This is a genomic window from Acetobacter sp. P5B1 (assembly GCF_018811985.1).
Lineage (GTDB): Bacteria > Pseudomonadota > Alphaproteobacteria > Acetobacterales > Acetobacteraceae > Acetobacter > Acetobacter cerevisiae.
In genome coordinates, this window is the sequence record NZ_JACRVS010000010.1 from 80,778 (window position 1) to 107,059 (window position 26,282).

Below are 26,282 nucleotides of genomic sequence, written 5' to 3' on the forward strand. Positions count from 1 at the left end.
TTCTCAGGCAAAGCGTTCTGCCCTGCCACGCCTCTTCAGAACCCGGAAGAGACCGAGACCATAGCGGCAAAAACCCCACCCACATAATAGACCGGCGCACTCCCCGCAGCGATAGCCCCTGTGGAGGTCACCTGCGGATGCGCATTGGCCGTGTAGCTTGAACCGGACCGATAGTGGTTATCACCAATATTGGTCAGATTGAGCTGAATCTGCGGATGTTTCAAATAACTAAATGACTTCATGCGATAACCCAGCGTCAGGTTGGACGTGACATAGGCCGGCATTTTTTCATCATTCATGAAGGTAGTATACTGGGTATCCACATAACGCAGATCAAAGTTTCCAAAGAACCGGCCATCATCATAGCTCAGACCAATGGCACCGGTAAATTTAGGAGCCTGCACCGCAATTTTCCCAGCCGTTGGCAAATAACCACTCCCGGTATTGAAGTTGTTATCAAATGTGGAATGCAGGAACTGGCCGGACAGATAGGGGCTGAAGTGATGCCAGCGTGCCAGCCCGAATTCCGCCTGCACGCCGCGGGATGTCTGGCCACCAATGTTAATCGGGGATGCCACCATCATATTCGTGTTGGGAATATACCCCGTAGACGTCACCTGATGGTTGGTCAGGTTGATATTAAACAGAGACATTGAGAAATTATAGAATTTCCCCTGATGCCGATAACCAATTTCCTCACTGATGGAATATTCTGGCTTCAGGCTCTGCGGCTGCATGGTGGCATGGGCAGAATTTGGATCAAAAATCTGCGAATAGGCTTCCACGGATTCCGGTGCACGGAAAGAGGTCGTGCCGTTGATATAAATCTGATCTTTAGGCGTGATCATATAACTCGCAGAAAACTGCGGAAGTGGTTCAAAATAGTTTCCCTGCATTTTATAGGGATCCGCACCCGGCACGAGGTTTGTACCCTGACGGGACACCATAGCAACACGAAACCCTGCGCTCAGGGTCAGCTTGTCATTCAAAAGCTTCTGCGTATCCGCAATAAAGAGCGTATTGACCTGCTGCATGAAGTTCAGGTCATACCCGGTAAGGATTTTACCACCCACACGGATGACGTCCCCAGACCAGCCGCTGCCATCGGCATAGACCGGACGGAAGTCAGAGAGTTCCTCATGCGTGGTATAGGCATACCACCAGCCGAAAGAGAGCGTATTGCTCTTGGAAAGACGCCAGTCGGCGGACACATTCACACCGCCGGTTTTCTGATTCCACGGGTCGCGGCTGGAGGTAAGAATGCTACCATTGACCGGCGTGCCGACATTCAGATCCCCATATTGCTGCGTGCCAAAATATCCACCGGAGGCCGGAATATTTTCGCCGCCCAGAGACGGGCCAAACTGATGCACATAATAGGGCGAAACATGCAGATGCAGGTTATCCGCCAGCGTAAAGTGCATGGGGAGAACAACAAGCTGCTGATTCAGGTTCTGCTGGTTCAGCTTGTAATACGTGGACTCTCCCGGAGCAAAATGTTTGTCGTAGGAGAAGCCAACACCATACTGGTCCCACTGCGCTTTTGTGGGAGAACGCCAGGACGTCGCTGATTGTTTGTTATAAGAGAAGATTGCGGAGATGCTGTTGCCATCACCCCATTCTTTCACAAATTTTGAATCCACATGATACCGGAGCAGCCCACCCGGCCCACGCGCCCCATTGTCATACCCTGTGTGCGAGAAAGAGACATAGCCACGCACGCCGGAATTGCCGATATCCCCGGTATCCAGACGGATAAATTCCTTATTATAGCTGTAAGACCCGCCACCGAGGTCAACAAACCCACCCGCCCGATGCGACGGGTTGAGCGCTGTAGCGGTAATCTGCCCACCCACAGCGTTATAAAACGGCGCATTCAGATCCGGGGCGCCCTGTGAGACCGTGACCGAACCAAGGTTTTCAGAATCAACAAGCGTTGAGGTGTAAGGGGCGTAGTTGATGGGGTCCGCCAGCGGTGCCCCTTCAAACAGATAGCCCATCTGTGTTTCATTCAGTCCGCGGACCTGAAGATGATCCCCCGTCATCCCAAATGGGTCCTGACTGGTGACGGTAACCCCCGGCAAATCTGCAACCAAAGACGTGATGTTTGAAGAGGGAGCCTGCTTGGCAATGAAATCCCGCGTCACACCACTTTGTGAGCGCGGCGCCGTCTGGTGAGGCATCAATCCACCACCGGGCGTGCGATTGGTCACACCGGTTGAAGAGACGGAATGGCTGGTCACAGAAATTTCTTCTGTGCCACCTGTATATTGCCCCAGAACGGAAGAGCTTAACCCATTACCCGAAGAGGATTTTTTCCGTGCCTGAGCAGACGGTTTGGAAACTTTTTTAACCTGACTGCCAGATGACAATGCTGGTGCTGACTGTGCATGCGCTGAGGTGGCCAGAAGCCCCGTCAGCGCAACACAGGAGACTGAAAGCTGACGTAGTGAAAGACGCATGATAACAACCCCCTCCCCGGATCCTGGGAATGCTCACTTCATTCCCAAACAGAAACATAATCCTGCAAACTCCGTTGTTAGTATGCAATGGGGGTTCAAGGAGAACGATTTAATTCATATTGAAAACAAAGCTTTTGCAGCATGTTCTCGTTTTTCGTTGCATAAATGACACATTCCGAAGGCGGTCTGACTCGGTTTCAGACACCACCATGCCCAAATATGAAGTAACGGGCAGCAAGGCTTGCCGCCCCTCGCGCAAAACTATCTGGCTCAAAATCGCGAAAATTGATCATGGTATGGGCATTTGTCCAATGCAGGATGTGAGATTCGGCCTCATATTGCAGGGCATTCCCGTACACGCCGTCTTTCAAAGCCGGGTCAAGCATCACAACCACATGGCTGGGATCGAGCATCTGAATCAGCTGGGCTGTTGCTATCCCCATGGCAGACCCCGCCCTGTGCAGAATACTCAGGGCATCTGAGTGCCCCTCCGCCGCCAGACGTGTCAGATCCATCGTATTGGTGGGCAAACCCGCCTGCCTTGCTGCATTCCCAATCGCGAGAAGTGACGCCACAGTTTCCAGACACCCGCGATTCCCACAGCGGCACGGCAAAGCTTTCTGAGCATCTACTGTGATGGGCGCATGAGAAATTTCACCAGCACCACCCGCATTTCCCCATAACAGGCGGCCATTCACAATATGGGCGCACCCAATGCCATGACTGACAAAAATCATGCTGAAATCCGGACTGCCTTTAAGCGGACCAAAAAGCTGCTCCCCAAGAATCAGCGCCTTGGCATCATTTTCCACCCAGACAGGCAGGCTCGCGCGCTCCGCCAGCATTGCCCCTATCTTGATATTCCGCCACCCCAGCGCCGTACAGGCCAGACAGGTCTGACGGTCTCTGGCGACAAAGCCGGGAAGAGCGAGACCAATGCCAGACAGTGTCCCGCGTTCTTTCCCCAAAGACGCCCGTAAAGTTTTGATCGTTTTGACCAGAAGGGCCACGCAGGCCTCCGGGTCTGCAAGGCGCGGCACTTCAATCCTGTTCAGCGTTGTTCCATGCAGGTCCGTCAGCACAACAACAGCCGGGTCATCCTGTAGGGAAATTCCTATGAACGATGCCGCATTGGCCCGCACAACCAGCGGCACAGAAGGGCGCCCCGCTCCATAAACAGGGTCCTGTTCACTCAGGATTTCCTGATCCAGCAGGTCACGAACCAGTGCCGAAATAGCCGCCTTACTCAGCCCGAGTTCTGCCGCAAGTTCGGTTCGGCTTTTTGCCCCGCTGCGGCTGAGAACGCTGAGAATCTGATAATGGCCTGAAGACAGCATGGTCTGCCCTTTACCTGCAAAAACGAGCGGAAAGATAATTTATGACATGAAACAAGTCCCGCAAACAGGTGGAATGTTATTTACAAACTCCTTTTGAAACATTAACCCGGAAGACTATATGTTTAACGGGGCGCTCTTTTTGCGCATCGTGTTCTCCAGCGCGTTACAATCACGGATGTCCTTATGCTTCTTTGTGCAGACATCGGCGGATCGTTTATCGATTTTGCTCTCGTCCATCCTGATGGCAGACTGGAACAGCGCCACGCCGTGCCAACGCCGACTGACGATGCCGAGACCTTCATTACCGCTCTGCAAACACTCTGCGCACCTTATCCGGGGATGCCGCTGCATATCGCCATTGCCGGCGTGGAAAACCCGGAAACCGGCCATGTGCATGCCGCCAATATTCCCGGCATTTGCACCATACCGCTCAGAGAACAACTCAGCCTGCGCACCCATCGCCCCGTTCGGATCGGGAATGATGCAGACTGTTTCGCTCTGGCCGAAGCACGCTTTGGCGCAGCCAAAGGACACCGTAATGTATTCGGTCTTATTCTGGGCACCGGCATTGGGGGCGGGTTTGTGCTTGACGGGCAGATTGTGCCAGGGCTGGGCGGCATAACCGGAGAGCTTGGCCATGCGCCAGTTGTTATTGCGCCGCCACTCATGAAAGACCCGGATGAGATCCGCGCAACCGTGCCACTGTTCCCCTGTGGATGTGGCCAGTCAGGCTGCCTGGATACCATTGCCGGGGCCCGCTCTCTTGAACGCCTGCATCTCTGGGCTGGCGGGCAGGCTGAAACAAGCCATACCATTCTCAACCTTTGGGAAATGGGTGATGTGCAGGCCACAAAAACCATGTCCGTCTGGATGACCTATACCAGTGCGGCACTGGCCCATATCCTTAACGTGATTGGCAGCACAGTTGTCCCTGTTGCGGGTGGGCTGAGTAATTCCGCTTTGCTTGTTCAGACTCTGGACCGCGCAGTGCGGGACCGTATCCTCTCCCCTACCACTCAGCCCCTCCTCCGGCGTGCCATTCTTGGAAAAGATGCCGGAATTCTTGGTGCTGCCTGTCTTGGCCCGGAGCTTTGTTATGATCCGTGTTGAAATCTGCATAGAAACCCCGCAAGGCATTGAAGCCGCCTATTCAGCCGGAGCGGACAGGCTGGAGCTCTGCGCCTCTCTGGATGTCGGCGGCCTGACCCCCAGCATGGGCCTGATGCAGTATGCCGCCCAGCGCCCCTTGCCTGCCCTCGCCATGATCCGCCCACGTGCCGGGACATTCATTTTTGACGCGGATGAAGCCTCCGTCATGCGGGATGATATCCGTGCGGCGCGCCAGGCCGGTCTGGCGGGCGTTGTTCTGGGTGCACTCAGGCCTGACCGGCATCTGGACCATGAGCTGCTTCTGCGCCTGTCCGACGCATGTGGAGACATGGAGCGCACGCTGCACCGGGCGTTTGATCTGACGCAAGATCCTTTTGCTGAGCTGGAATTTGCAATTTCCGCAGGCTTTACACGTATTCTGACATCCGGCCAGAAGCCCTCAGCACCGGAAGGTGCCGACTGTCTCGCCCGTTTGCAGCAGCAGGCGCGGGGCCGGATTATCATTCTGGCAGGCAGCGGCGTGAAGGCGGACAATGTGGCCCCCCTGATAAGCCAGACGGGTGTTACGGAAGTACACGCCTCCTGCCGCAAACCTGCTATTTCTATCGCAGAGGATGCAGCCTTTGGTTTTGGCTCCCAACCGGTTGTAACAGACCCTGATGCCATTCGCGCCCTGATTACCGCCACACGGCAGACTGAACGGAGCCGCCCCGTATGAACTTGCTCGACCTGACTGTCATGCTGGCCTATCTGGCAGGGATGCCTCTGCTGGCCGTCATGCTGTCCGGTCGGCAATCCTCCACCACCGCTTATCTGGAAGGTGGGCATGATCTGCCATGGTGGGCGCTCTGCTTGTCCATGGTGGCGACAGAAACCTCCACTCTGACGGTCATCAGCGTTCCCGGTGTCGCGTTTGGCAATGGGATGGTGTTTGTCGGGCTGGCGCTGGGCTATCTGTTGGGCCGGGCGATTGTGGCGTGGAAATTTCTCCCACTTTATTGCTCGGGCCGCATGCTGAGCGCTTATGATTATCTGGGACAGCGCTTTGGTTCCCGCCTGCAGCGTGTGGCCTCCGCCACCTTTCTGGGCACACGCGTTCTGGCGGAAGCCGTCCGGTTGTTTGCCGGCATGCTACCCCTGACGGCCATGCTTGCTGCCACGCATATGGCCGTGCCGCATCTGGTACTTCTGACAGGTGTTGTTGGCATCACGCTATTTTATACTTTGTGCGGCGGACTACGCGCTGTGGTTTGGTCAGATGCTATTCAGTTCTGCCTGTATCTGGGGAGCTCGGCTATTTGTGCGGCCCTGCTGATGCACGGCCTGCCAGCAGGCAGCTTCAGCGCCTTGCAGCATGCCGGAAAATTCGCCCTGTTTGCCCATGCCAGTTCCCCTTTTAGCAGCGCCTTCACCCCCCTTGCTGCCCTTGGAGGTGGGACGCTGATGACTCTGGCCTCCCACGGCACAGACCAGTTGATGGTGCAACGTGTGCTGGCAGCCCGCAGCTTGAAAGAAGCCCGCATGGCTCTGATGGGCAGCGCGGTTGGGGTCACGGCTCTGTTCTTTTTGCTGTCTGGGGTTGGTATTTTGCTGTGGCTGTATCATGGTCAGGTGCCGTTACAGGCAACCGGCCTGTCTTCACCAGACGCCATTTTTCCTGACTACATTGTGCACGGATTGCCTGCTGGCCTGCGCGGCCTGATGGTTGCGGCCATTCTGGCGGCTACCATGGGGTCCCTCTCCTCCACCCTGTCCGCCATGACCGCCGCCACTGTAGGGGATTTTTCTTCTTTCTGTGCATGGCTGGGCCGAAAGCTTTCCCTGAGCCAGCTGGGGCTGGCACGTGCCTTTACGGTATTCTGGAGCGTCATTCTTGTTGGCTGCTCCTTGCTGTTTGCACAGGGGAGCCAGTCTGCTGTGCTGCTGGGATTCTCCATCGCAGCTTGCGGCTACGGCCCTATGCTGGGCACGTTTCTGGCTGGCATGGCGATCCCGTCTGCCCGTGCGACGGAACTGATCCCGGCCTTCTGCCTGACCGTGCCGCTCGTGCTGCTGGCCATGGTCAGCCTGCATCCGGGTGGCCACCCTCTGGCCTTTCCCTGGCTGATTCTGACAGGAATTTGTCTGCTGTTTTTCTTTGCGGTCAGCCTGCGTCTGGCTCGCGGTCTCCTGCCCCGTTTTGCACGGAAACCTGACGCATGACCCAACTGCCACGTCGCACTCTGGCTCGCCAAAGCGGCAAGGCCCTGCTTGGGCTTGGTGGTGCCCTGCTTGCCACCCGCATTCCGGCACAGGCCGCCACGCCGCAAGCTGTCACGTCGTGCCAGAAGCCGCCAGCAGGCCGTGTTAAAATTGGGTTTGAGAAACTGCGAGACGGAGGCTATGCGCCTCTTCTGGGCCACAAGGTGGGTGTGATTGCCAATGTGGCCAGCGTGGATAACAGCCTGACATCCATTGTGGATTGTCTGCATCAGGCTCCTTCCGTGCAGTTGCAGGCCATTTTTGGGCCGGAGCACGGATTTCGGGGTTCCATGCGGGAAGGCTTTTCAGAACCGGAAATGCAGGACCCGGATACAGGCTGCACGGTGTATGATATTTACACAAAAACCGGCGACGCTCTGAAAAGTATTCTGAAAAAATCAGGAATTACGCTTCTCGTTTTTGATATTCAGGATACCGGGTCCCGCTTCTACACTTATATCTGGACCCTGTTCGACTGCATGATGGCCTGCGCAGAGTTAGGGCTCCCCCTGCTGGTGCTGGACCGCCCCAATCCTATTTCCGGGCTGGACGCATCTGGCCCGGTTCTGGACCCACGGCTGGCGTCTTTTGTAGGCCGCGCGCCCATTGCCCTGCGCCACGGCATGACGGTGGCGGAACTCGCGCGTCTGTTCAACGCTCTGTTTGTGAAGAAGCAAACGGGGCAGAAGGCCTCTCTCGACATCATCCCGATGGACGGCTGGCAGCGGGACATGTTTTTTGAAGACACCGGCCTGACATGGTGCCCGCCCAGCCCCAACATGCCTACCCCTTTAACGGCATTAGTCTATCCGGGAACCTGCCTGTTTGAAGGCACCAGTTTTTCGGTAGGACGAGGCACCACAATGCCTTTTCTCTATCTGGGGAGTGCCGCCGTGGATGGTCGAATCTGGGCAGAGGCTGCTACAAAAGCCGGATGCGCAGGCACGGCCTTTCGGGATGTGTGGTTCACCTCCCTTGTTGATCCGTTTAAAAACACGCTGCTCCACGGGCTGCACTGCGCAGTGACGGACCGTGCCAGCTTTGACCCGATTGCCACCGGCATGACGCTGCTCAGCACGGGACGTCATTTGGCTGGCTCCTCTTTCTGGCGAAGCACTGGAAAAACCTTTGACCAGCTCAGCGGGAATACGCAAATCCGCACCCTGCTGGATAAGGGAGCAGAAGCTCCTGCTCTGGCAGCACTGTGGGAGAAAGACCTCGCGTCTTTCCGCGCCCTGCGCCAGACATTCTTTTTGTATTAATCACAGGATTTTTGTTGCATGACCCAGCAGGTTGCATCTTCCGCCGGTGTCCCGGCCAAAACCGAAACATATGATTCCCGGTATGAAGCGCTGGACCTCTGGCCGACCGGCACGCTGCTGGACGCCCTGCTGGAAAGCCAGCTTGGGGCCGTGGCCTCTGTCAAAGCCGCACTTCCCGGTATGGAAGAGGCCATTACGGCGGCTCTCCCCCGCCTACAACGTGGTGGGCGGTTGTTTTACGTGGGTGCCGGCACGTCTGGCCGCATTGGCTTGCAGGACGGTGTGGAACTCATTCCCACCTATGGCTGGCCGGAAGACCGGCTGGTTCTGCTGCTGGCAGGCGGTGACGCCGCCCTGTTCCAGCCGGTAGAAGGGGCTGAGGATGATGAAGAGGCCGCCCGCACCGCCATCATAACGCATGAGGCTGACCCGAATGACGTGGTCATTGGCGTCGCCGCCAGTGGTGGCACGCCTTACACCTGTGCGGCCCTGACCTGTGCGCGTGCTGCTGGCAGCCTGACCATTGGCCTCTCCTGCAGTCCGAACACCCGCCTCCTGCGTGATGCGGAACTGGGCCTGCTGATTGAAACCGGGCCGGAAGTGGTCGCCGGTTCCACCCGCATGAAGGCAGGGACCGCGCAGAAAGTGGCGCTCAACATGCTCTCCACTGCGCTGATGATCCGGCTTGGCCATACATGGCGTGGGCAGATGGTCGATATGAAGATCGTCAACGCCAAGCTCGTGCGCCGCGCCCACCGCATGGTGCAGCAGTTGACGGACTGCACGGAAACCGAAGCAAAAGACGCTCTGGAAAAAGCCGAAGGCAGCATCAAGCTTGCCGTTCTGGTCTGTTTTGGCTTTGCCCCGGACGAAGGTCGTGCTCTTTTAAAACAACACGCAGGCAATCTGCGGACTGTGCTGAAAAACCGCTAAACGACGCTTTGGACTAGCCGCTTTTTAAGGCCGCCCGGCCCGATGGTACGGGTGACCTGCGGCAATCGCCTGTGCGCGGTAAATCTGCTCAACCAGCATGATCCGCACCAGCATGTGCGGCCATGTCAGTGTACCGAAGGTCAGTTTGGCGTCGGCCCTCTGGATGACGGATGCATCCAGCCCCTCCGCGCCCCCAATGACAAAACAAAGTGGGCGCCCCAGAGCGGACCAGTCCGCAATGGCTGCGGAAAACGCCAGACTATCAAAGGCGCGTCCGGCTTCATCCAATGCAACCAGAAAAGCCTGATCCGGACAGGCAGCCAGAATGGCCTGAGCTTCCCGTCGCTTGATCTCGTCCGGGCTGCCGCGACCATCGGCCAGCTCTACAATATCAAGCTTGGGGCGAAAGCGTTTAAGATAGCGTGCAACAAGCGCCTGTTCAGATTTGTCCTTCATGCGCCCGACAGCAATCAGCTTCATCCCGCACTTTCCCCTGATGTAAAAAAATTGGGGAAGCAAAGCTGCTTCCCCATTGCATAAGCGCAAATCTTAAACCTGATACGGGATCAGACAGGCGTCACAGCCTCTTCATTCCCGTCATCAAGCTCAGCGCCCCACATTTTTTCCAGACCGTAGAGTTCGCGCGCTTCCGGCTTGAAGATGTGGACCACGATATCGCCCGTATCCAGCAGCACCCAGTCGGACCCGTTTGCGCCTTCAACCAGAACGCGCTTGATGCCGATATCTTTCAGCTTGCGCTCGATATGCTGGGCCATGGCAGAAATCTGACGGTCCGCCACACCGGTGGCAATGACCATGCGGTCTGCAAAAGAAGCACGGCCTGTCAGATCGATAACAACGATGTTCTCGCCTTTATCATCTTCCAGGCTGCTGACGATGATGTCGAGCGACTGTGCTATGATATCCGGAGAGGCGGCCTCACGCTTGACCTTACCCTTAGGCCCGGCTGCGGCGGCTTTTTTACGGACAGACCCCGTGACCTTGGCGGCCCCGGCCAGAGCCGGTTTGGGGGATGCTGTCTTTTTGGTGGCGGCCGTGGAGGACCTGCTGCGCGCAGATGCTTCGGCGGGTGGCTTGCTGGTTATGATCATTCTCCTGAATTTAACGTATTGGGCACGGTGGCATGGCCCGCACCATCCCCAAAGCCGCCCCGCTGACGAATTGATGTTGCAGATATACCGTTTTGTCGCCCCGGAAGAAAAGTCCATACTGGGGGTGAAAGATCGGGCAGCAGACGTGCCTGCCGCGAGGGCAGGCGATAATGCGCCAGATAATGCGCCGCAGCCCCCCGTAAAGCCTGCATATTCTGCCCCGGGCGCGGCATGACGGCCACTGGCACACGATGCAGCAGACGCTTCCACCCTTTCCATTTTGGCAGGGTGACAAAGCCATCCGCCCCGGTCAGCCAGACAAAATGCACATTTGGGAAGCGCATTTGCAGCTTACCCAGCGTATCAAACGTGTAGCGCGTACCGAGTCGGGCTTCGATATCCGTGGCAATCAGCCTGCGTCCATCGGCCAGAGTCGCCGCCGAGGCCAGACGTCTGCCAAAAGGTGCCATCCCCGCCGCCGGCTTGAGCGGATTGCCCGGTGAGACCATGAGCCAGACCTGATCCAGCCCCAGCGCCCCCAACGCACGGCGCGCAATGGTCTGATGCCCCAGATGCGCGGGATTGAAAGACCCACCCAGCAGACCAATCCGCGCAAAGCGACGGTCTCCCCAGGTGGGAATCCTATCCCGGCAGACCATGCCAGGTTTCAGGTCCGCACCTGCCCTGTGCCGATCACCTCGTAACGGAAGGTCGTCAGTTGCTCCACGCCCACTGGCCCACGGGCATGGAAGCGGCCTGTCGCAATGCCGATTTCCGCACCAAAGCCGAACTCGCCACCATCACAGAACTGGGTGGAAGCATTCCACATCACCACCGCACTATCCGTCCCGTTCAGAAAACGGGTTGCGACGGCTTCATCAGACGTAACGATGGCTTCTGTATGGGAAGAACCGTATTTCTGGATATGATCCAGTGCTTCATCCACACCATCCACCACGGCGATGTTCAGCACGGCATCCAGCCATTCCGTGGAAAAATCCTGCTCTGTCGCGGCAGGCAGATCCGGCATAATCGCCCGGGCTTCTGCATCTGCATGGAAGGTGCAGCCGAACTCCGCCAGATCACTTACAATCAGGGGCAGCAGAGAGGGCGCAATCGCAGCATCAATCAGCAGCGTTTCAGTCGCGCCACAAATGCCCACACGCCGCATTTTGGCATTCAGCACAATACGGCGGGCCATGCTCGGGTCCGCAGCAGAATGCACATAGGTGTGGCAGAGACCATCGGCATGCGCCAGAACCGGCACACGCGCTTCCCGCTGCACACGTTCCACCAGAGAACGGCCACCACGGGGAATGAGCAGGTCCACCAGACCCGCAGCCCCCAGCATATCCGCCACATGAACACGGTCTGCATCCGGGGCAATCAGCACGGCATCTTCCGGCAGATCAGCCGCACGCAGGCCAGCCTGAATAGCTGCATGAATAGCCCGCGCACTGTGCAGGCTTTCCGACCCACCGCGCAGCAGCACGGCGTTGCCGGACTTGATGCACAGACCCGCGGCGTCCGCACCCACATTGGGCCGGCTTTCATAAATCACGCCAATCACGCCAACGGGTGTTGCCACACGGCGGAAGCGCAGGCCGTTGGGGCGCGTCCATTCTTCCAGAATTCGACCAACAGGGTCCGGCAAGTCCGCCATTTCCTCAAGCCCAACCGCCATGGCCTCCACCCGCTCGGGGGTAAGGGTCAGGCGGTCACGGAACGCATCGCGCGCCGTAGAGGCTTCCAGATCCTTCGCGTTGGCTTCCAGAATAGCCGGACTGGCCTCACGAATAGCAGCGGCAGCAGCCCACAGGGCCCGGTCCCGCGCGGAGGACGGAGTTTGTGCCAGAGTGCGGGACGCCAGTCTGGCCCGACGCGCCAGGGCTACCATTGGGCCTGGCACAGCCCCGGAAACCGTCTGCTGTGCCACGCCCTGTTGCCCGTCTTCCTGCGCCTTCATGATGGCGTCCTTCATCCCCGTTTCTCTGTTGTCCAAACGCTCTGTGCGGTCTCGCTCAGACGTTAAAGCGGAACAGCAGGACGTCCCCGTCCTTCACCACGTAATCCCGCCCTTCAATCCGTAGGCGACCGGCTTCTTTCGCACCGGCCTCACCCCCGAACTGAATGTAATCATCATAGGCTACTGTTTCACATGCAATGAAGCCGCGTTCAAAATCATTGTGAATTACGGCAGCGGCCTGCGGTGCCTTGGTGCCTTCGGTAATGGTCCAGGCACGGGTTTCCTTCGGCCCCACCGTAAAGTAGGTGCGCAGGCCCAGCAGGCCGTAACCTGCTGCAATCACACGGTCCAGACCGCTATCGCTCAGGCCCAGACCTTCCAGAAACTCGCGGCGTTCTTCATCCGCCAGCTGGCTGACTTCGGCTTCAATCGCGGCGGAAACAATCACCACGGCAGCGCCTTCTTCTGCCGCCTTGGCCTGCACTTTTTTGGAGAAATCATTCCCGGTGGCTGCGGAGTCTTCATCCACATTGCACACATACAGAACCGGCTTGGTGGTCATCAGCTGCAAGCGACGCACAGCCTCTTCCGCCCCGGCCGGAATGGCGGTGCGGGCCGGACGGCCTTCCTTGAGCGCTTCAATCAGCGGTTCGACGACTTCAACCTGCGCCATGGCTTCGGCATCACGGTTCTTGGCGCGCTTTTGCAGGGCAGGCAGACGCTTTTCCAGCGAATCCAGATCCGCCAGCATCAGTTCCGTTTCGATGATTTCCGCATCACGCACGGGGTCCACGCCCCCTTCAACATGCGTAATGTCATCATCTTCAAAGCAACGCAGCACGTGGATAATGGCGTCCACTTCACGGATATTGGCCAGAAACTGGTTGCCCAGCCCTTCCCCGCGGGACGCGCCCCGCACGAGGCCGGCAATATCCACGAATTCCAGACTGGTGGGCACTTCTTTCTGGGATTTACCAACCGTTGCCAGCTTTTCCAGCCGGGGGTCCGGCACGGCCACGCGGCCCACGTTGGGCTCAATGGTGCAGAACGGATAGTTGGCCGCCTGCGCCGTGGCTGTTGCTGTCAGCGCATTGAACAGGGTGGACTTGCCCACATTGGGAAGACCGACAATACCGCAATTAAACCCCATCAGCCTTTACTCCCATCTGGCAACGCAACCTGCGTCATGAATTGATCCGACCGGCCTTCAGCCAGCAGAGGCGCTGCATCTGCCATTTTATCCAGCAGAGGCTCCAGCCAGGTCTGTCGGTCCGTGTCTGTAAAATTTCCAAGCACCCAGCCATGCACGCGCTCCTTGGCACCGGGGTGTCCGATACCAATCCGCACACGCCAGTAGTCCGGAGTGCCAAGCATCTTGTCCATGGAACGCAGGCCGTTATGCCCTGCAGCCCCGCCACCGCGCTTGACCCGCACCTTACCCGGCGCAAGATCCAGCTCGTCATGAAAAGCGGTAATATGGTCGGGCGTAATCTTATAAAACGCCGCGGCTTCCTGCACACTTGTTCCGGAAAGATTCATGTACGTCATGGGGCGCAGCAGCAGCACGCGATGCGTGCCAATCCGGCCTTCCGAAACGAGTCCCTTAAAACGGGTCCGCCATGGAGAAAATCCGTAGCGGCTGGCAATGGCTTCCACTGCCATGAAACCGACATTGTGCCTGTGTCGGCTCATCGAAGACTCGGGATTACCGAGTCCGGCCCAGAGCAACATCACTGGTCCTGCATCTTGGTGAGTTGGGGGCACGTGCTGTGCACATGCCCCCATCCTCTAATTTTCAGAACGTCAGTCTGGCGTTCAGGCAGAAGGAGCTTCTGCTGCTTCGCCTTCTTCAGCTTCGTCAGCTGCATCAACGCTCGGTGCGGCGATCGTGGCGATCACGAAGTTGGGGATGTGCACCAGCGGGGTCACATTTTCCGTGCCCTTAAGGTCTTCCCAACGCACGTTGTCGTTGATGTCCAGTTCGGACAGATCAACCGTGAAGAATTCAGGGATGTGTTCTGCATCCGCTTCAACTTCAACCGTGTGACGCACGATGTTCAGAACGCCGCCGCGCTTGATGCCCGGAGCTTTTTCTTCACCAGAGAAGTGAACGGAGACTTCAACGGTCACTTTCTGACCAGCTGCCAGACGCATGAAGTCGATATGTTCCGGAGAGTCTTTCACCGGGTGCAGCTGGATGTCACGAATCAGGGCGCGTTCGGTACCACCACCGGCAACCTTGATTTCGTAAACGCGTGAGCGCCAGCCGGAAGCCTGAATCCCTTTAACAACAATGCGGGGATCAAGAGCGATCAGAGTCGGTTCTTTTTTACCGCCATAAATCACGCCCGGTACCAGACCAGCACGTCTCGTTGCACGCGCTGCCCCCTTACCAGCCTTCGCGCGCGCCGAAACTTCGATAGATGTAATCTTGGACACGTTGAATTCTCCTAAAAACCAAAACATGCAGGCCTCCAGGGGTGCCTGCACGGTGCGGTCGCCATACCGGAAAGGGGGGAGAAAAGCAATGCTCCCGACCATTGGGCGGCAGAAAACCCCGCAATTAAGGCTATGACGGACAGAGCCGGAGACGGTATAGAAGCCCCTCCCCGCGCCCGCCAACCCGGACCATGCCGATGTCAGACACGCCGCAGCAATTTGCCAGTGACAATTATGCGGGCATCTGCCCGGAAGCACTGGAAGCCATCACCCGCGCTTCCTCTACCGTCTCCGCCCCCGCCTATGGGGATGATGCCTGGACCCGTCTGGCGGCCGACGCCATCTGCACCCTGTTCGGCACGCAGGCCTCGGTCTTTTTTGTTCTGACGGGCACGGCGGCCAATGCGCTGGCGCTGGCCACGCTCTGCCCGCCGTATTGCAGCGTAATTGCGTCTGACATTGCCCATATCGAAACATCGGAACGCGGTGCGGCCGAATTCTTTTCCGGCGGCAGCAAGCTGCTCACACCCCCCTGCCCGGATGGCAAGCTGACGCCAGACGCCATCCGCCTGTGCCGTCGCAAGGCCAGCAGCCCCCATGCCTCGGAACCTGCTGTGGTCAGCATCACGCAGCCGACGGAAAATGGCTTGGTTTATACGCTGGAAGAAATCCGTGCGCTGGCCGAAGTCTGCAAGGAATGTGGGTTAAAACTGCATATGGACGGGGCCCGGTTCGCCAACGCTGTTGCTGCACTAGGCTGCACACCAGCCGCCATGACGTGGGAAGCAGGCGTGGATGCGCTGAGCTTTGGTGGCACCAAGAACGGTCTGGCCGTGGGCGATGCCGTAGTGTTTTTTGACCGCTCTCTGGCCCGCGGCTTTGCCGAACGCGCCAAGCAGGCCGGGCAACTGGCCTCCAAGATGCGGTTCATCACAGCTCCCTGGCTGAGCATGATCAAAAGCGGTGCGTGGCTGCGGAATGCGGAGCATGCCAATGCCAGCGCCCGCCAGTTCGCACAGGCCATAGAGACTATTCCCGGCGTGCAGCTGGCCTGGCCCGCGCAGTCCAATGCCGTGTTTCTGCTCATGCCCGAGCAGGCCATGAACAGCCTGCGCGCCAGAGGCTGGCGATTCCATACCTTCTTTGGTGCGGCGGCCCGCTTCCTGTTTGCATGGGATGCGCAAAGTGCTGCCATTGAAGCGCTTGCAGCCGATATCCGCGCCTGCATGACACGGCATCCCACGTCTTTTCCTTGACATCTGCGCGGCTCCCCGGCTTCCTCCCGCGCAGTTATAGAAACACAGGCCCTCAATTTCAGGACGAGAGAATGCACCCTTACCGTACCCATAGCTGTTCGGCTCTTCGCGCACAGGATGCCGGCACCACAGCGCGCCTGTCCGGCTGGGTCCACAGCAAACGGGACCACGGCGGCCTGCTGTTTATCGATCTGCGCGACGAAACCGGCATCACCCAGATTGTGATCCCGGCGGGTGACCCGGCCATGGAACTGGCTGAAAACACCCGTGTTGAAAGCGTGATTACGGTCACGGGGGAGGTGGTCCGCCGTGAGGAAGCCACCCGCAATCCGGATCTGGCCACCGGCGATATTGAAGTGCGCGCCCGTGAGTTTGTGGTGCAGTCTTCCGCCGCTGTTCTGCCCCTGCAGGTCGCTGGCCATGAAAACTATCCGGAAGACCTCCGCCTGCGCTATCGCTATATCGACCTGCGCCGCGAGAGCGTGCACCACAACATGCTGCTGCGCGCCCGCGTGATCCAGAGCATGCGCAAGCGGATGACGGATCTGAACTTCATTGAGCTTCAGACCCCCATCCTGACTGCATCCTCCCCGGAAGGCGCACGCGACTTCCTCGTTCCCGCCCGCATGCACCCCGGCAAGTTCTACGCCCTGCCGCAGGCCCCGCAGCAGTTCAAACAGCTGGCAATGGTTGCCGGGTTTGACCGCTACTTCCAGATTGCTCCCTGCTTCCGTGATGAAGCCTCCCGTGCCGATCGCTCTCCGGGTGAGTTCTACCAGCTCGATTTCGAGATGGCCTTCGCCACGCAGGATGAAGTATTCGCGACACTGGAAGACGTGATGTCCGGCCTGTTCACCGAGTTCGGTAATGGCCGGACCGTCAGTCAGGCCCCGTTTGAACGGATCCCCTACGCGCGCGCCATGAAGGTCTATGGCTCCGACAAGCCGGACCTGCGGAACCCGCTGCTGATTTCTGATGTGACGGAAGAGTTCGCTGGCTCCGGCTTTGGTCTGTTTGCCCGCATTGCGGCAGGTGGCGGCGAAATTCGCGCCATTCCGGCCCCCGGTGCTGGAGACAAGCCGCGCGCGTTCTTTGACAAACTGAATAACTGGGCCCGCGAGTCCGGTGCCGGTGGTCTGGGCTACATCATTTTTGAGGCAGAAGGCGGCAAAGGCCCGATTGCCAAGAATCTGGAAGCGGACCGCGTTGAAGCCATTCGCACCAAGCTGGGCCTGAACGCGGGTGATGCCGTGTTCTTTGCCGCTGGCAAAGGTGATGAAGTGGCCAAGTTCTCCGGTCTGGTCCGCACCCGCATTGCGGAAGAGCTGGACCTGATTGAGAAGAACGCCTTCCGCTTCTGCTGGATTACCGACTTCCCGATGTATGAAATGAACGAGGAAACGGGACGCATCGACTTCTCGCACAACCCGTTCTCCATGCCGCAGGGTGGTCTGGAAGCGCTGAACACCAAGGACCCGCTGGAAATCAACGCTTACCAGTATGACATTGTGTGTAACGGCATTGAGCTCTCATCCGGCGCAATCCGTAACCATCTGCCAGACGTGATGATCCGCGCCTTCGAGATTGCCGGTTATCCGGAAAGCGAAGTGGAGGCCCGGTTTGGCGGCATGCTGAACGCCTTCCGTTACGGTGCGCCGCCGCATGGTGGGTCTGCTCCGGGTGTGGACCGTATTGTCATGCTGCTGGCGGATGAGCCGAACATTCGTGAAGTCATCCTGTTCCCGCTGAACCAGCAGGGCGAAGACCTGATGATGGGCGCTCCGGCCACCGTACCGCCGGAACGGCTGAAAGAGCTTTCTCTGGCTCTGGACCTGCCCAAGCCGAAACCGACCGTTAAAAAAGACTGACGCACGTCAGATGCCGCATTCGGGGTGGTTGCGCTCCCGCCCCGGATGCTCTTTTCTCGCAGGCATGACTGCATTCCTCCGCCGCCATGCCCGTCGGGCGTTCAGCCACATTAACCCGACACCCCGACCAGACGGGGGCCGCCCCTTCCGGGCCTATCTGGCCTCGGCGTTTCTTTTAAGCGCCCTGCCCTCCGCCTGCCTTGCAGCAGCACACCCTTCTTCCCCCACACCGGCATCCGCCCCAGCGACCGCCACCAGCACACTGGTTGGCCAGCGGGCGCTCTATGACCTCAGCCTGGCGGAATCCGGCGGCAACACGCTCTCTGCCACGGGCAGCATGACCTATGTGGTGCGCGATACCTGCTCGGCATGGTCCACCCAGCAACATCTGGACATTCAAAGCGCGACCCGCAACGGCGGCGCCGTCAATATGGTGTCCGACTACACCACGCTGGAAAGTAAGGATGGGCGGCATCTGGTATTTCGCACTGTGCAGAAATCCAATGATGCTGTGCTGCAGGTTGTCAGCGGAGAAGCCAATGTCGATGCGCAGGGGCACGGCGTGGTGCAGTATGAGAAGCCGATCAAGAAAACGCTGAAGCTGCCTGAGGGCACGCTGTTCCCCATGGCGCACACCGCCGCCATTCTTGCTGCCGCCCAGCGTGGCGCACCGAATATTGCCCCCTTGCTGTTTGACGGCACCGGCCCCGATGGCGCGCAGGAGACGTACATCACGCTTTTGGGCTGGGGACCGCCAAAAGACCCGGTCACGTCCCCCACTCTGACCAATCAGTCTGCCGGGCGCGTGCATGTGGCGTTCTTCAGCCGCACACCGGACAGCATCTTGCCAGACTACGAGATTGGCATGCGCTATTTTGCAAATGGCGTTTCCGACATGCTGGATATGGATTTTGGCGATTTTCGCATGCGCGGCACCCTCCATAGTTTGACCCTTCCGCCGCGCGCCGCCCACTGCTGACGCCGCGCCCCCTTCGTAAAGCGCGGAAGCACCGCACCACAGGGCCACGCAACGGGCATGGCTGTATGCCCAAAACAGGCTTGTAAGGGAAAAATATCTCGTTTAATTCCGATTGGACGGAAACAACGAGCAAGAGTAAGGTTATGGCACGCCCCAGAACCATCAACCGGGAACGGGTCATGGAGTGTGCGGAGCAGCTAGTCCAGAGAGACGGCGCAATCGCCCTCACGCTCGACGCGGTCGCCCGGGAGGCCGGAATTACCAAAGGCGGGTTGCAATACTGTTTTGGCAGTAAGGACGACCTGATTACGGCCCTGATTGACCGCTGGATTACAGCTTTCGATTCAGAAGTGCAGAAACACACGCCGCCGGACGCCAGTCCTGCTGATAAGGCACGGGCATATGTTCTGGCCTGTGGCCAGCTTGATGATGCAACCCGCACCCGGATTGCCGGCACGCTCATCACCCTTCTGCAATCTCCAGATCATCTCAAAAAAATACGAGACTGGTATGCCAGCTGGCTGACAAACGATGTCTGCCATTCTGATGAAGCACGGCAGATCCGCACAATGATTTTTGCTGCAGAAGGTGCTTTTTTTCTCCGCAGCTTTGGTTTTATCACCATGCCAGACGCAGAATGGCATGCGGCCTTTGCGGATATTCAAAAACTGATGTTGCCGAAAGAGGCAGCCAGACCATCAAAAACCTGAATCGTCCAGACAAGATCTTCTATTTTTTGTAGGTGTTTATAGAATGAATATGCCACTATTCAAAAGTATGGGAAACAGCCTGACCCATACTGTCTCTTCCGCCTGTGAGTGGTTGATCAGCCAGCAAAAGCCCGATGGTCACTGGGTTGGGCCAGTTGGGTCCAATGCCTCCATGGAGGCAGAATGGTGTCTGGCACTGTGGTTTCTTGGTCTGGACGACCATCCGCTGCGCCCGCGTCTGGGCAATGCGCTGCTGCAAACGCAGCGGGACGATGGCGCATGGGGGATTTATCTGGGCGCAGGCAACGGGGACATCAACGCGACGGTTGAAGCCTATGCGGCCTTACGCTCACTCGGCTATGCGGAAGACCATCCCGCTCTGCACAAGGCCAGCACATGGATTGCGCAAAAAGGCGGCCTGAGAAACATCCGGGTTTTCACGCGCTACTGGCTGGCGCTCATCGGGGAATGGCCGTGGGAGAAAACCCCCAACCTACCGCCGGAAATTATCTGGTTCCCCAATAAGTTTGTTTTTTCCATCTATAATTTTGCGCAGTGGGCGCGTGCCACGCTGGTTCCGCTAGCCGTGATATCCGCGCGCCGCCCCAGCCGCCCCCTGCGCCCGCAGGATCGCCTGAATGCGCTCTTCCCTGAAGGGCGTGCGAATTTTGACTATACGCTCCCCAAGAAGGAAGGTCGGGATCTCTGGTCAGATTTCTTTCGCACGACAGATAAAGGCCTGCACTGGCTCCAGTCCAAATTTCTCAAGCGCAATACAATGCGTGAAGCCGCCATCCGCCATATGCTGGAATGGATCATCCGCCATCAGGATGCGGATGGGGGCTGGGGCGGTATTCAGCCACCGTGGGTTTATGGCCTGATGGCTCTGCATGGAGAAGGGTTCCAGTTCCATCACCCCGTCATGGCCAAGGCGCTTGATGCGCTGAATGATCCCGGCTGGCGTCATGATAAAGGCGATGCCTCCTGGATTCAGGCCACGAACAGCCCGGTCTGGGATACCATGCTGGCCATTATGGCTCTGCATGACGCCAAAGCCGAAGAACGCTTCACACCGCAGATGGACAAAGCTCTGGGCTGGCTGCTGGACCGGCAGGTCCGCGTGAAAGGCGACTGGTCCATCAAACTGCCCAATGTGGAACCGGGCGGCTGGGCCTTTGAATATGCCAATGACTTCTACCCGGATACGGACGATACCGCCGTCGCGCTGATCGCCCTCGCCTCCTGCCGCCACAGGCCGGAATGGAAAGAACGCGGCGTTGAAGAGGCCATTGCGCGGGCCGTACGGTGGCTGGTCGGCATGCAGAGCTCCTGCGGCGGCTGGGGGGCTTTTGATAAAGACAATAACAAAACCCTGCTTTCCAAAATCCCGTTCTGTGACTTTGGGGAAGCGCTTGACCCGCCCTCTGTGGATGTGACGGCGCATATTCTGGAAGCCTTCGGGATTCTTGGCCTCCCGCGTGACCTGCCGTGCATTCAACGCGCGTTGGCGTATGTCCGGGCTGAACAGGACCCGCAGGGACCGTGGTTTGGCCGCTGGGGCGTGAATTATGTCTATGGCACCGGGGCTGTTCTGCCTGCTCTGGCTGCCATTGGGGAGGACATGACGCAGCCCTACATCACCAAAGCCTGTGACTGGCTGGTCGCCTACCAGCAGGACGATGGAGGCTGGGGTGAAAGCTGTGCCTCCTATATGGAGGTTTCCTCCATTGGACGCGGTAAAACCACACCGTCTCAGACAGCGTGGGCGCTGATGGGGCTGATTGCCGCTGGCCGTCCACAGGATTATGCCGCGATTGAAAAAGGCTGCCGCTATCTGATTGACCGGCAGGAGCCGGATGGCAGCTGGACGGAAGAAGAATATACCGGCACCGGCTTCCCCGGATACGGCGTTGGTCAGACCATCAAGCTGGATGATCCGGCTTTGTCAAAACGTCTGCTTCAGGGCGCAGAACTCTCAAGAGCGTTCATGCTGCGGTATGACCTGTACCGGCAGTTTTTCCCCATCATGGCGCTTAGTCGGGCAAGCCGCCTGATAACGCCAAACGTCACCACGGAAAAGGCGATTAACGCTGCCAAAAAAAATCTGGCAGAAGCCGTCGCTTAAACTTTCCACAAACAAAAACGGGCAGCATTTTTACAATGCTGCCCGCCTGCAAAGAGTGAATGATCGTTCCGCGTCTTACTGCGCAGCAGGCTGATGCTCCGCCCGTAAAACAGTAATCAGCTCCTGCATTTCCTGCGGATTGCTCTTCAGAATTGCAACATTGGCCGCCTCCGGTGTCGGGACACCGCCCGTCGCCTGCCCCGGCGGCACATTCATCAGGCTGCCGGTCAGACCCACACAGGTCAGGCTCATAACAAATTCGCGTGCCGTGAAACCGTTGGTTTTCAAAATCGGTTCCAGACCCGACACTTTTCCGACCATAGCAATCTGCTCTTCCAGGGACATGCCAAACCGCCCCGGCGGCTGAATATGGGCTGCCTGAATGGATTTAAGCGTAGACGTCAGACGCGGCACCACATTGGACGCCAGTTTGTAGTGCAGAGCGGTCGTCATATCCCGCTGCAAAGTGGTGATCTGCTCCGGGGTCAGGTTGGGACGGGCAGCCGGTGCGCCCTGCGGCTGGGCGGGTGCCTGAGCCGGAGCTGCGGTCTGCGCCAGAGCAGGCTGAGCCAGCACGCTTCCTGCCGTCAGAACTGCGGCCAGAGCGGCCTTCTTCATTCCATGCATAAAAAGACAATCCTTCTTCATATCAGGCTGAAATAGCCCATTCACCTTTGCGCATCAGGGGCACGGCGGTCCCATTTGCATCAATGCCATCGACGTCAATTTCACCAGAGCCGATCATCCAGTCGATATGGATCATGCTGCTATTGGCGCCACGCGCGGCCAGAGCGGCTTCATCCTGCCCGGCCGTATCCAGCATGCATTTGGTGTAAGCCTGGCCCAGTGCGATGTGGCTGGCAGCGTTTTCATCAAACAGCGTGTTCTGGAACAGGATTCCACTCTGCGAGATGGGCGAGGAATGCGGCACGAGGGCCACTTCACCCAGCCGGCGCGCACCTTCATCCGTATCCAGCACGCGAGCCAGAACCTCTTCCCCTTTTGCGGCATGCATCTCGACAATCTTGCCGCCTTCAAACCGCACGCGGATTTCATCAATCAGCGTGCCCTGATGAGAAAGCGGCTTGGTGCTGGACACATGCCCATCCACCTTCAGGCGGTGCGGAGTGGTGAAGACTTCTTCCGTCGGGATATTCGGGTTGCAGATAATGCCATTACCCGCTTTTTCAGACCCGCCAGCCCAGTCATGCCCATCGGCCAGACCCACCATCAGGTCCGTCCCCGGTCCGGTAAAATGCAGTGCGGCGTAACGGGCGTCGTTCAGAAACTTAGCGCGACGATGCAGGTTGGCGTTATGCTCCGCCCAGTCGGCTACCGGGTCAGCCCCCGTCAGACGAGAGGCTGCAAAAATAGCCTGCCACAGACGCGCGACTGCCTGATCTTCCGGCAGATCAGGAAACACCACTTTGGCCCATGCGGGCGTGGCGGTTGCGACGATATTCCAGTTCACATCAAAATTGGTGATGATCTCCATGGCGGGTCGGTTCACACGGGAAGCTGCCCGGCTGGCACGGGAAATATGCTCCGGGTTCTGCCCTGCCAGAAGGGCCGGGTTGCTCCCGGTAATAGCCAGACGCGCGGCCCCGGCACGGAAACCCTCCGTCATGCCGCGCGCCATCCAGTCGGCTGCGGTGTCAAACGTGTCCTCATGCCCAAAGCGGTAGCGGGCCAGAGTGGTTTCTTCATCCGCATAAAAGGTGGTGACGAGCGACGCCCCGGCCTTATAAGCGTGTTCTGTCACGCGCCGCACCAGCGGCACGGCATCCAGCGGCGCGGTGATAATCACCTGCTGCCCCGGCGCCACATTCAGGCCGGTGCGTACAGCCACTTCTCCCAGCCGGTCCAGCATGCGGGCCTGCGTGTTCTCTTCCGGTGCGGCGTTCTGCGCCTGTGACGAACCAGTCATTCCAATCCTTCCCCTACAGGAGCGAGGCATGCATCCCCGCCGTATTCCCGGCCCTGCCGCAGGGACTGTGCTGCGGCCTGACCCTGTTCCTGCTGATCGGATACTGAAGGCGTGCTTTCGTCAACCGTCTGAGCCGCCACGCAACCCTGATCAGGACGCAGGCAGCAGCACAGGCTTGAGAGCAGATGGCAGATAAAGCGGGTGACAGGGGCGGCCATTAACCCCCACTTTCATGCCATACACAGGAATGCCGTGCTGCTGGAGCGTGTGTACAACGGCTGGACCACGATCACGCAGGGCCTTGTGCTGGGGAGAGCCATAGGCGGCGATCACCAGATCCGCCTCGCGCGCCATTTCCAGAAGAGCGGCATCATTCTCCGGCCCGACCGGATCCGGCGTTTCCAGCAGGCGCTTCTGGTCGGTGCAGCGATAGGCAAAGGTATTGCCCACCAGAATGCCGCCATACCCCCATGCGCGGGCATAACGCTGGCATTTGGCCACAGTGCGGTCATCCCCCACTTCCGTTGCAACGGAGGGGTTCATCATCAGCCACATCACGACAGGGCGCGACGCATCCCACACACGTTTAAGCGTGTAACGATAGCACTGGTCCGGGCCGCCATAGGTTGCGGTGCTGACAACATCGTCAGACAAACCAAGCGGGCGGGAATTCCCGACATGATGCGCGTTAAAAAGATCCTGCATGTGCAGCCCCGAACAGTGATGAACAACACGCCTTAATCAAAAGACGGATCACCCGGTTTTAAACAGAAACATCTGTCAGGGAAGATGGAGCCGCACGGTAAGTCAGCATAAAGGGGGAAAAGGCTGCACGAGGCAGCAAGGTCGGGCTCTGCTCTGGCAGGCGGCCCGCCCCGGACTGACGTCATTCCTCAGGAATGACGGTCCGGACACCTGCGTTCGCCTTAATGATGTGGCACAACGCCACAGCAGGCTGACACAGGGAAAACAGACTGAAACGCGTAAAAACGCTCAGGCTGTGCGGTCAGAAAACACAGTAGCCAGCATCAGCATGGCAACAATCGGCAGGAAGGCGAGCATCGGAGCCATCGGGGCAACCTGCATGGCGGCGGACATGGCGTCATTAACAACATGAATAAGCATTATTTATTTTCCTCTGGATTTATCGTGTGGACGGCTAAAACCACACCTCGCTTCCCTTCCGCAACAGGAAAATAAAAGCACCCAGATATTCAGAAAATGCAGAGTTAATCAGTCTGCTTCATACCTAATCTTCCAGTAATCACTCCTAAAAAACACTGTATTTTATCAGCATATCCCGATAATATTTGTAGTATAAAAAACAGGCAGTCGTGATGCGGGGAGGCGTCCCACCCACAGGAGTGGATCATTTTCAAAGCATTTGATTAAATTTCAGGCATAACGATTTCGTGATAAAAAATCGGTGGTTTTCCGGGATTTTTGCTCTTTTTTCGCAAAAAAATTTGCCTTTCCTCTTTCCTTACCCTGCTCACACTCAGGAAAGACGGGGAGTCGCGCCGCATTGTGGTCCACGCCGTATCCCTTGCGTACAACCCATTTTGCGCCCAAGTAGCAGGCTCAACAGTTGTCTTGCGCCCCTATGGACCAGCGATACCGCATCCCTCCTCTGGCTGCCCTGAATGCCTTTGCTGCCTTTGCCCGTACCGGGGGCATTCGGCGTGCAGCTGCGGAACTGCGCGTGGATCACGCTGCCATTAGCCGACATGTGCGCGACCTTGAACAGATGCTCGGCACACCGCTCCGCAACCGCACCACAGGCGGCCTCACACCAGCAGGGCAGACTTATTATAACCAGATCCTTCCTCATCTGGAGGGACTGGCCCGCGCAACCGCAGAAATCCGGCAGCAGACACCCAGCCTGACCGTGACCTGCGTGCACGGCTTTGCATATCACTGGCTGCTTCCACGCCTTGCTGCCTTTCGCCGGACTTATCCGGGGATCGATTTTATGCTGCGGCCGATTGATGCGAACACGGCCTTCCACGCCACCGGCATTGCGGCCGAGACCCATGCAGACATTTGCTATGTACGAGATACCGCCGCAGCCCTCACTCTGCGCGGCCTGTGCAGCGTAGATATTGCGCGGCCTCCCGTTTTTCCGGTGATCTCCCCGGTAGGCCTGGCAGCACTCGGCGGGCAGCCGGAAACCGTGGCGGATCTGCTCCACGCCCCTCTGCTGCAGGAAGAAGATGATGCAGAATGGCGTTTGTGGTTTCAGGCCCAGCATGTGCCGGCCAAAACCATTCCCAGTGCAGGCCGCCTCTGGCAGGCCCATATTACGCTGGCTGCCGCCCGTGCGGGGGAAGGCATTGCCCTGAGCAACCCGTTCCTGCTGGGGGATGATCTGGAAACAGGACGCCTGATCCGCATCCAGCCCACCCGAACGCCCATCCAGAACACGCCCCTCGGCTCCTACGTGCTGCGGACCACAGACAGGGGCTGGGAAAACCGGGGCCTGAGCCTTTTTCGGGACTGGCTGCTGGAACAAATCTCACGAGAGCGACTTGCCTCCTGATATACCTAAGAGGGGT

Annotated in this window: 25 protein-coding genes; 11 read left to right on the top strand and 14 right to left on the bottom strand. The window is 58.2% G+C overall.

What is annotated here, in order from left to right; all coding sequences use genetic code 11:
• Positions 1-35 precede the first annotated feature (35 nt).
• Positions 36-2,462, bottom strand: coding sequence for a TonB-dependent receptor (locus KP703_RS08575; protein WP_215754506.1), 2,427 nt, complete (start codon positions 2,460-2,462; stop codon positions 36-38).
• Positions 2,463-2,659: 197 nt separating this feature from the next.
• Positions 2,660-3,799, bottom strand: coding sequence for an ROK family transcriptional regulator (locus KP703_RS08580; protein WP_215754507.1), 1,140 nt, complete (start codon positions 3,797-3,799; stop codon positions 2,660-2,662).
• Positions 3,800-3,982: 183 nt separating this feature from the next.
• On the opposite strand from KP703_RS08580, the gene KP703_RS08585 reads away from it, so the two are divergent.
• The 5 genes from KP703_RS08585 to KP703_RS08605 are packed head-to-tail and all read left to right on the top strand — an operon-like array spanning position 3,983 to position 9,345.
• Complete coding sequence (locus KP703_RS08585) at positions 3,983-4,909, top strand: ROK family protein (RefSeq protein ID WP_215754508.1); 927 nt, start codon at positions 3,983-3,985, stop codon at positions 4,907-4,909.
• Complete coding sequence (locus KP703_RS08590; RefSeq protein ID WP_215754509.1) at positions 4,896-5,627, top strand: copper homeostasis protein CutC; 732 nt, start codon at positions 4,896-4,898, stop codon at positions 5,625-5,627. Before KP703_RS08585 ends, KP703_RS08590 begins: the two co-directional genes overlap by 14 nt.
• Complete coding sequence (locus tag KP703_RS08595; protein ID WP_215754510.1) at positions 5,624-7,111, top strand: sodium:solute symporter; 1,488 nt, start codon at positions 5,624-5,626, stop codon at positions 7,109-7,111. Before KP703_RS08590 ends, KP703_RS08595 begins: the two co-directional genes overlap by 4 nt.
• Positions 7,108-8,412: an exo-beta-N-acetylmuramidase NamZ domain-containing protein gene (locus KP703_RS08600; protein WP_215754511.1), complete on the top strand. Its 1,305-nt coding sequence runs from the start codon at positions 7,108-7,110 to the stop codon at positions 8,410-8,412. The genes KP703_RS08595 and KP703_RS08600 overlap by 4 nt, the downstream gene beginning before the upstream one ends.
• An 18-nt stretch (positions 8,413-8,430) precedes the next feature.
• Complete coding sequence (locus KP703_RS08605) at positions 8,431-9,345, top strand: N-acetylmuramic acid 6-phosphate etherase (RefSeq protein ID WP_215754512.1); 915 nt, start codon at positions 8,431-8,433, stop codon at positions 9,343-9,345.
• A 24-nt stretch (positions 9,346-9,369) separates the two neighbouring features.
• Here the strand turns inward: KP703_RS08605 and KP703_RS08610 are convergent, their stop codons facing one another.
• The 7 genes from KP703_RS08610 to KP703_RS08640 form a co-directional block, all read right to left on the bottom strand.
• Positions 9,370-9,825, bottom strand: coding sequence for a 23S rRNA (pseudouridine(1915)-N(3))-methyltransferase RlmH (locus KP703_RS08610; RefSeq protein ID WP_215754513.1), 456 nt, complete (start codon positions 9,823-9,825; stop codon positions 9,370-9,372).
• Positions 9,826-9,911: 86 nt separating this feature from the next.
• Positions 9,912-10,364, bottom strand: coding sequence for a ribosome silencing factor (gene rsfS / locus KP703_RS08615; RefSeq protein ID WP_043550215.1), 453 nt, complete (start codon positions 10,362-10,364; stop codon positions 9,912-9,914).
• A gap of 89 nt (positions 10,365-10,453) precedes the next feature.
• Positions 10,454-11,116: a nicotinate-nucleotide adenylyltransferase gene (locus KP703_RS08620; RefSeq protein WP_215754514.1), complete on the bottom strand. Its 663-nt coding sequence runs from the start codon at positions 11,114-11,116 to the stop codon at positions 10,454-10,456.
• Between the two features lie 8 nt (positions 11,117-11,124).
• Positions 11,125-12,354 carry a glutamate-5-semialdehyde dehydrogenase gene (locus tag KP703_RS08625; RefSeq protein ID WP_373687463.1) on the bottom strand — a complete coding sequence of 410 codons (1,230 nt, stop codon included), beginning with the start codon at positions 12,352-12,354 and terminating at the stop codon, positions 11,125-11,127.
• A 124-nt stretch (positions 12,355-12,478) separates the two neighbouring features.
• Entirely contained in the window at positions 12,479-13,573 is a 1,095-nt protein-coding gene (ychF, locus tag KP703_RS08630) for a redox-regulated ATPase YchF (RefSeq protein WP_062248424.1), read from the bottom strand.
• Positions 13,573-14,154 (bottom strand): aminoacyl-tRNA hydrolase, encoded by a 582-nt coding sequence (pth, locus tag KP703_RS08635; RefSeq protein ID WP_062141976.1) that lies wholly within the window; start codon positions 14,152-14,154, stop codon positions 13,573-13,575. Before pth ends, ychF begins: the two co-directional genes overlap by 1 nt.
• An 84-nt stretch (positions 14,155-14,238) precedes the next feature.
• Positions 14,239-14,889, bottom strand: a complete 651-nt coding sequence (locus KP703_RS08640; RefSeq protein ID WP_252353949.1) for a 50S ribosomal protein L25/general stress protein Ctc — start codon at positions 14,887-14,889, stop codon at positions 14,239-14,241.
• A gap of 170 nt (positions 14,890-15,059) precedes the next feature.
• Between KP703_RS08640 and KP703_RS08645 the strand changes: the two genes are divergently transcribed.
• The 5 genes from KP703_RS08645 (at position 15,060) to shc (ending at position 21,800) form a co-directional block, all read left to right on the top strand.
• A complete protein-coding gene (locus tag KP703_RS08645) occupies positions 15,060-16,118 on the top strand; it encodes a low specificity L-threonine aldolase (protein WP_373687462.1) in 1,059 nt (352 codons plus the stop codon).
• 71 nt (positions 16,119-16,189) lie between these two features.
• Positions 16,190-17,986, top strand: a complete 1,797-nt coding sequence (aspS, locus tag KP703_RS08650) for an aspartate--tRNA ligase (protein ID WP_215754516.1) — start codon at positions 16,190-16,192, stop codon at positions 17,984-17,986.
• Between the two features lie 64 nt (positions 17,987-18,050).
• On the top strand, positions 18,051-18,965 hold the full coding sequence (locus tag KP703_RS08655; RefSeq protein ID WP_215754517.1) for an EipB family protein: 915 nt from the start codon (positions 18,051-18,053) through the stop codon (positions 18,963-18,965).
• A gap of 143 nt (positions 18,966-19,108) precedes the next feature.
• A complete protein-coding gene (locus tag KP703_RS08660; protein WP_215754518.1) occupies positions 19,109-19,675 on the top strand; it encodes a TetR/AcrR family transcriptional regulator in 567 nt (188 codons plus the stop codon).
• Between the two features lie 43 nt (positions 19,676-19,718).
• Entirely contained in the window at positions 19,719-21,800 is a 2,082-nt protein-coding gene (gene shc / locus KP703_RS08665; RefSeq protein ID WP_215754519.1) for a squalene--hopene cyclase, read from the top strand.
• Positions 21,801-21,875: 75 nt separating this feature from the next.
• Here shc and KP703_RS08670 read toward each other — a convergent pair whose 3' ends face one another.
• The 5 genes from KP703_RS08670 to KP703_RS15790 form a co-directional block, all read right to left on the bottom strand.
• Positions 21,876-22,427 (bottom strand): hypothetical protein, encoded by a 552-nt coding sequence (locus KP703_RS08670; protein WP_215754520.1) that lies wholly within the window; start codon positions 22,425-22,427, stop codon positions 21,876-21,878.
• Positions 22,428-22,449: 22 nt separating this feature from the next.
• Positions 22,450-23,727 (bottom strand): aminopeptidase, encoded by a 1,278-nt coding sequence (locus KP703_RS08675; RefSeq protein ID WP_062141982.1) that lies wholly within the window; start codon positions 23,725-23,727, stop codon positions 22,450-22,452.
• On the bottom strand, positions 23,724-23,867 hold the full coding sequence (locus KP703_RS08680; RefSeq protein ID WP_156470085.1) for a hypothetical protein: 144 nt from the start codon (positions 23,865-23,867) through the stop codon (positions 23,724-23,726). The genes KP703_RS08675 and KP703_RS08680 overlap by 4 nt, the downstream gene beginning before the upstream one ends.
• Positions 23,868-23,877: 10 nt before the next feature.
• Positions 23,878-24,432 (bottom strand): DUF1643 domain-containing protein, encoded by a 555-nt coding sequence (locus KP703_RS08685; protein WP_215754521.1) that lies wholly within the window; start codon positions 24,430-24,432, stop codon positions 23,878-23,880.
• 288 nt (positions 24,433-24,720) lie between these two features.
• Positions 24,721-24,852, bottom strand: a complete 132-nt coding sequence (locus tag KP703_RS15790; protein ID WP_256441391.1) for a hypothetical protein — start codon at positions 24,850-24,852, stop codon at positions 24,721-24,723.
• Positions 24,853-25,330: 478 nt separating this feature from the next.
• Between KP703_RS15790 and KP703_RS08690 the strand changes: the two genes are divergently transcribed.
• Positions 25,331-26,266 carry a LysR substrate-binding domain-containing protein gene (locus KP703_RS08690; protein WP_215754536.1) on the top strand — a complete coding sequence of 312 codons (936 nt, stop codon included), beginning with the start codon at positions 25,331-25,333 and terminating at the stop codon, positions 26,264-26,266.
• Positions 26,267-26,282: the final 16 nt, after the last annotated feature.

Coding starts and splice junctions, on each gene's coding strand:
- KP703_RS08575 (WP_215754506.1), bottom strand. CDS start 2,462: ATGCGTCTTTCACTACGTCAGCTTTCAGTCTCCTGTGTTGCGCTGACG.
- KP703_RS08580 (WP_215754507.1), bottom strand. CDS start 3,799: ATGCTGTCTTCAGGCCATTATCAGATTCTCAGCGTTCTCAGCCGCAGC.
- KP703_RS08585 (WP_215754508.1), top strand. CDS start 3,983: ATGCTTCTTTGTGCAGACATCGGCGGATCGTTTATCGATTTTGCTCTC.
- KP703_RS08590 (WP_215754509.1), top strand. CDS start 4,896: ATGATCCGTGTTGAAATCTGCATAGAAACCCCGCAAGGCATTGAAGCC.
- KP703_RS08595 (WP_215754510.1), top strand. CDS start 5,624: ATGAACTTGCTCGACCTGACTGTCATGCTGGCCTATCTGGCAGGGATG.
- KP703_RS08600 (WP_215754511.1), top strand. CDS start 7,108: ATGACCCAACTGCCACGTCGCACTCTGGCTCGCCAAAGCGGCAAGGCC.
- KP703_RS08605 (WP_215754512.1), top strand. CDS start 8,431: ATGACCCAGCAGGTTGCATCTTCCGCCGGTGTCCCGGCCAAAACCGAA.
- KP703_RS08610 (WP_215754513.1), bottom strand. CDS start 9,825: ATGAAGCTGATTGCTGTCGGGCGCATGAAGGACAAATCTGAACAGGCG.
- KP703_RS08620 (WP_215754514.1), bottom strand. CDS start 11,116: ATGGTCTGCCGGGATAGGATTCCCACCTGGGGAGACCGTCGCTTTGCG.
- KP703_RS08625 (WP_373687463.1), bottom strand. CDS start 12,354: ATGGTAGCCCTGGCGCGTCGGGCCAGACTGGCGTCCCGCACTCTGGCA.
- ychF (WP_062248424.1), bottom strand. CDS start 13,573: ATGGGGTTTAATTGCGGTATTGTCGGTCTTCCCAATGTGGGCAAGTCC.
- pth (WP_062141976.1), bottom strand. CDS start 14,154: ATGTTGCTCTGGGCCGGACTCGGTAATCCCGAGTCTTCGATGAGCCGA.
- KP703_RS08640 (WP_252353949.1), bottom strand. CDS start 14,889: ATGTTTTGGTTTTTAGGAGAATTCAACGTGTCCAAGATTACATCTATC.
- KP703_RS08645 (WP_373687462.1), top strand. CDS start 15,060: ATGTCAGACACGCCGCAGCAATTTGCCAGTGACAATTATGCGGGCATC.
- aspS (WP_215754516.1), top strand. CDS start 16,190: ATGCACCCTTACCGTACCCATAGCTGTTCGGCTCTTCGCGCACAGGAT.
- KP703_RS08655 (WP_215754517.1), top strand. CDS start 18,051: ATGACTGCATTCCTCCGCCGCCATGCCCGTCGGGCGTTCAGCCACATT.
- KP703_RS08660 (WP_215754518.1), top strand. CDS start 19,109: ATGGCACGCCCCAGAACCATCAACCGGGAACGGGTCATGGAGTGTGCG.
- shc (WP_215754519.1), top strand. CDS start 19,719: ATGAATATGCCACTATTCAAAAGTATGGGAAACAGCCTGACCCATACT.
- KP703_RS08670 (WP_215754520.1), bottom strand. CDS start 22,427: ATGCATGGAATGAAGAAGGCCGCTCTGGCCGCAGTTCTGACGGCAGGA.
- KP703_RS08675 (WP_062141982.1), bottom strand. CDS start 23,727: ATGACTGGTTCGTCACAGGCGCAGAACGCCGCACCGGAAGAGAACACG.
- KP703_RS08685 (WP_215754521.1), bottom strand. CDS start 24,432: ATGCAGGATCTTTTTAACGCGCATCATGTCGGGAATTCCCGCCCGCTT.
- KP703_RS15790 (WP_256441391.1), bottom strand. CDS start 24,852: ATGCTTATTCATGTTGTTAATGACGCCATGTCCGCCGCCATGCAGGTT.
- KP703_RS08690 (WP_215754536.1), top strand. CDS start 25,331: ATGGACCAGCGATACCGCATCCCTCCTCTGGCTGCCCTGAATGCCTTT.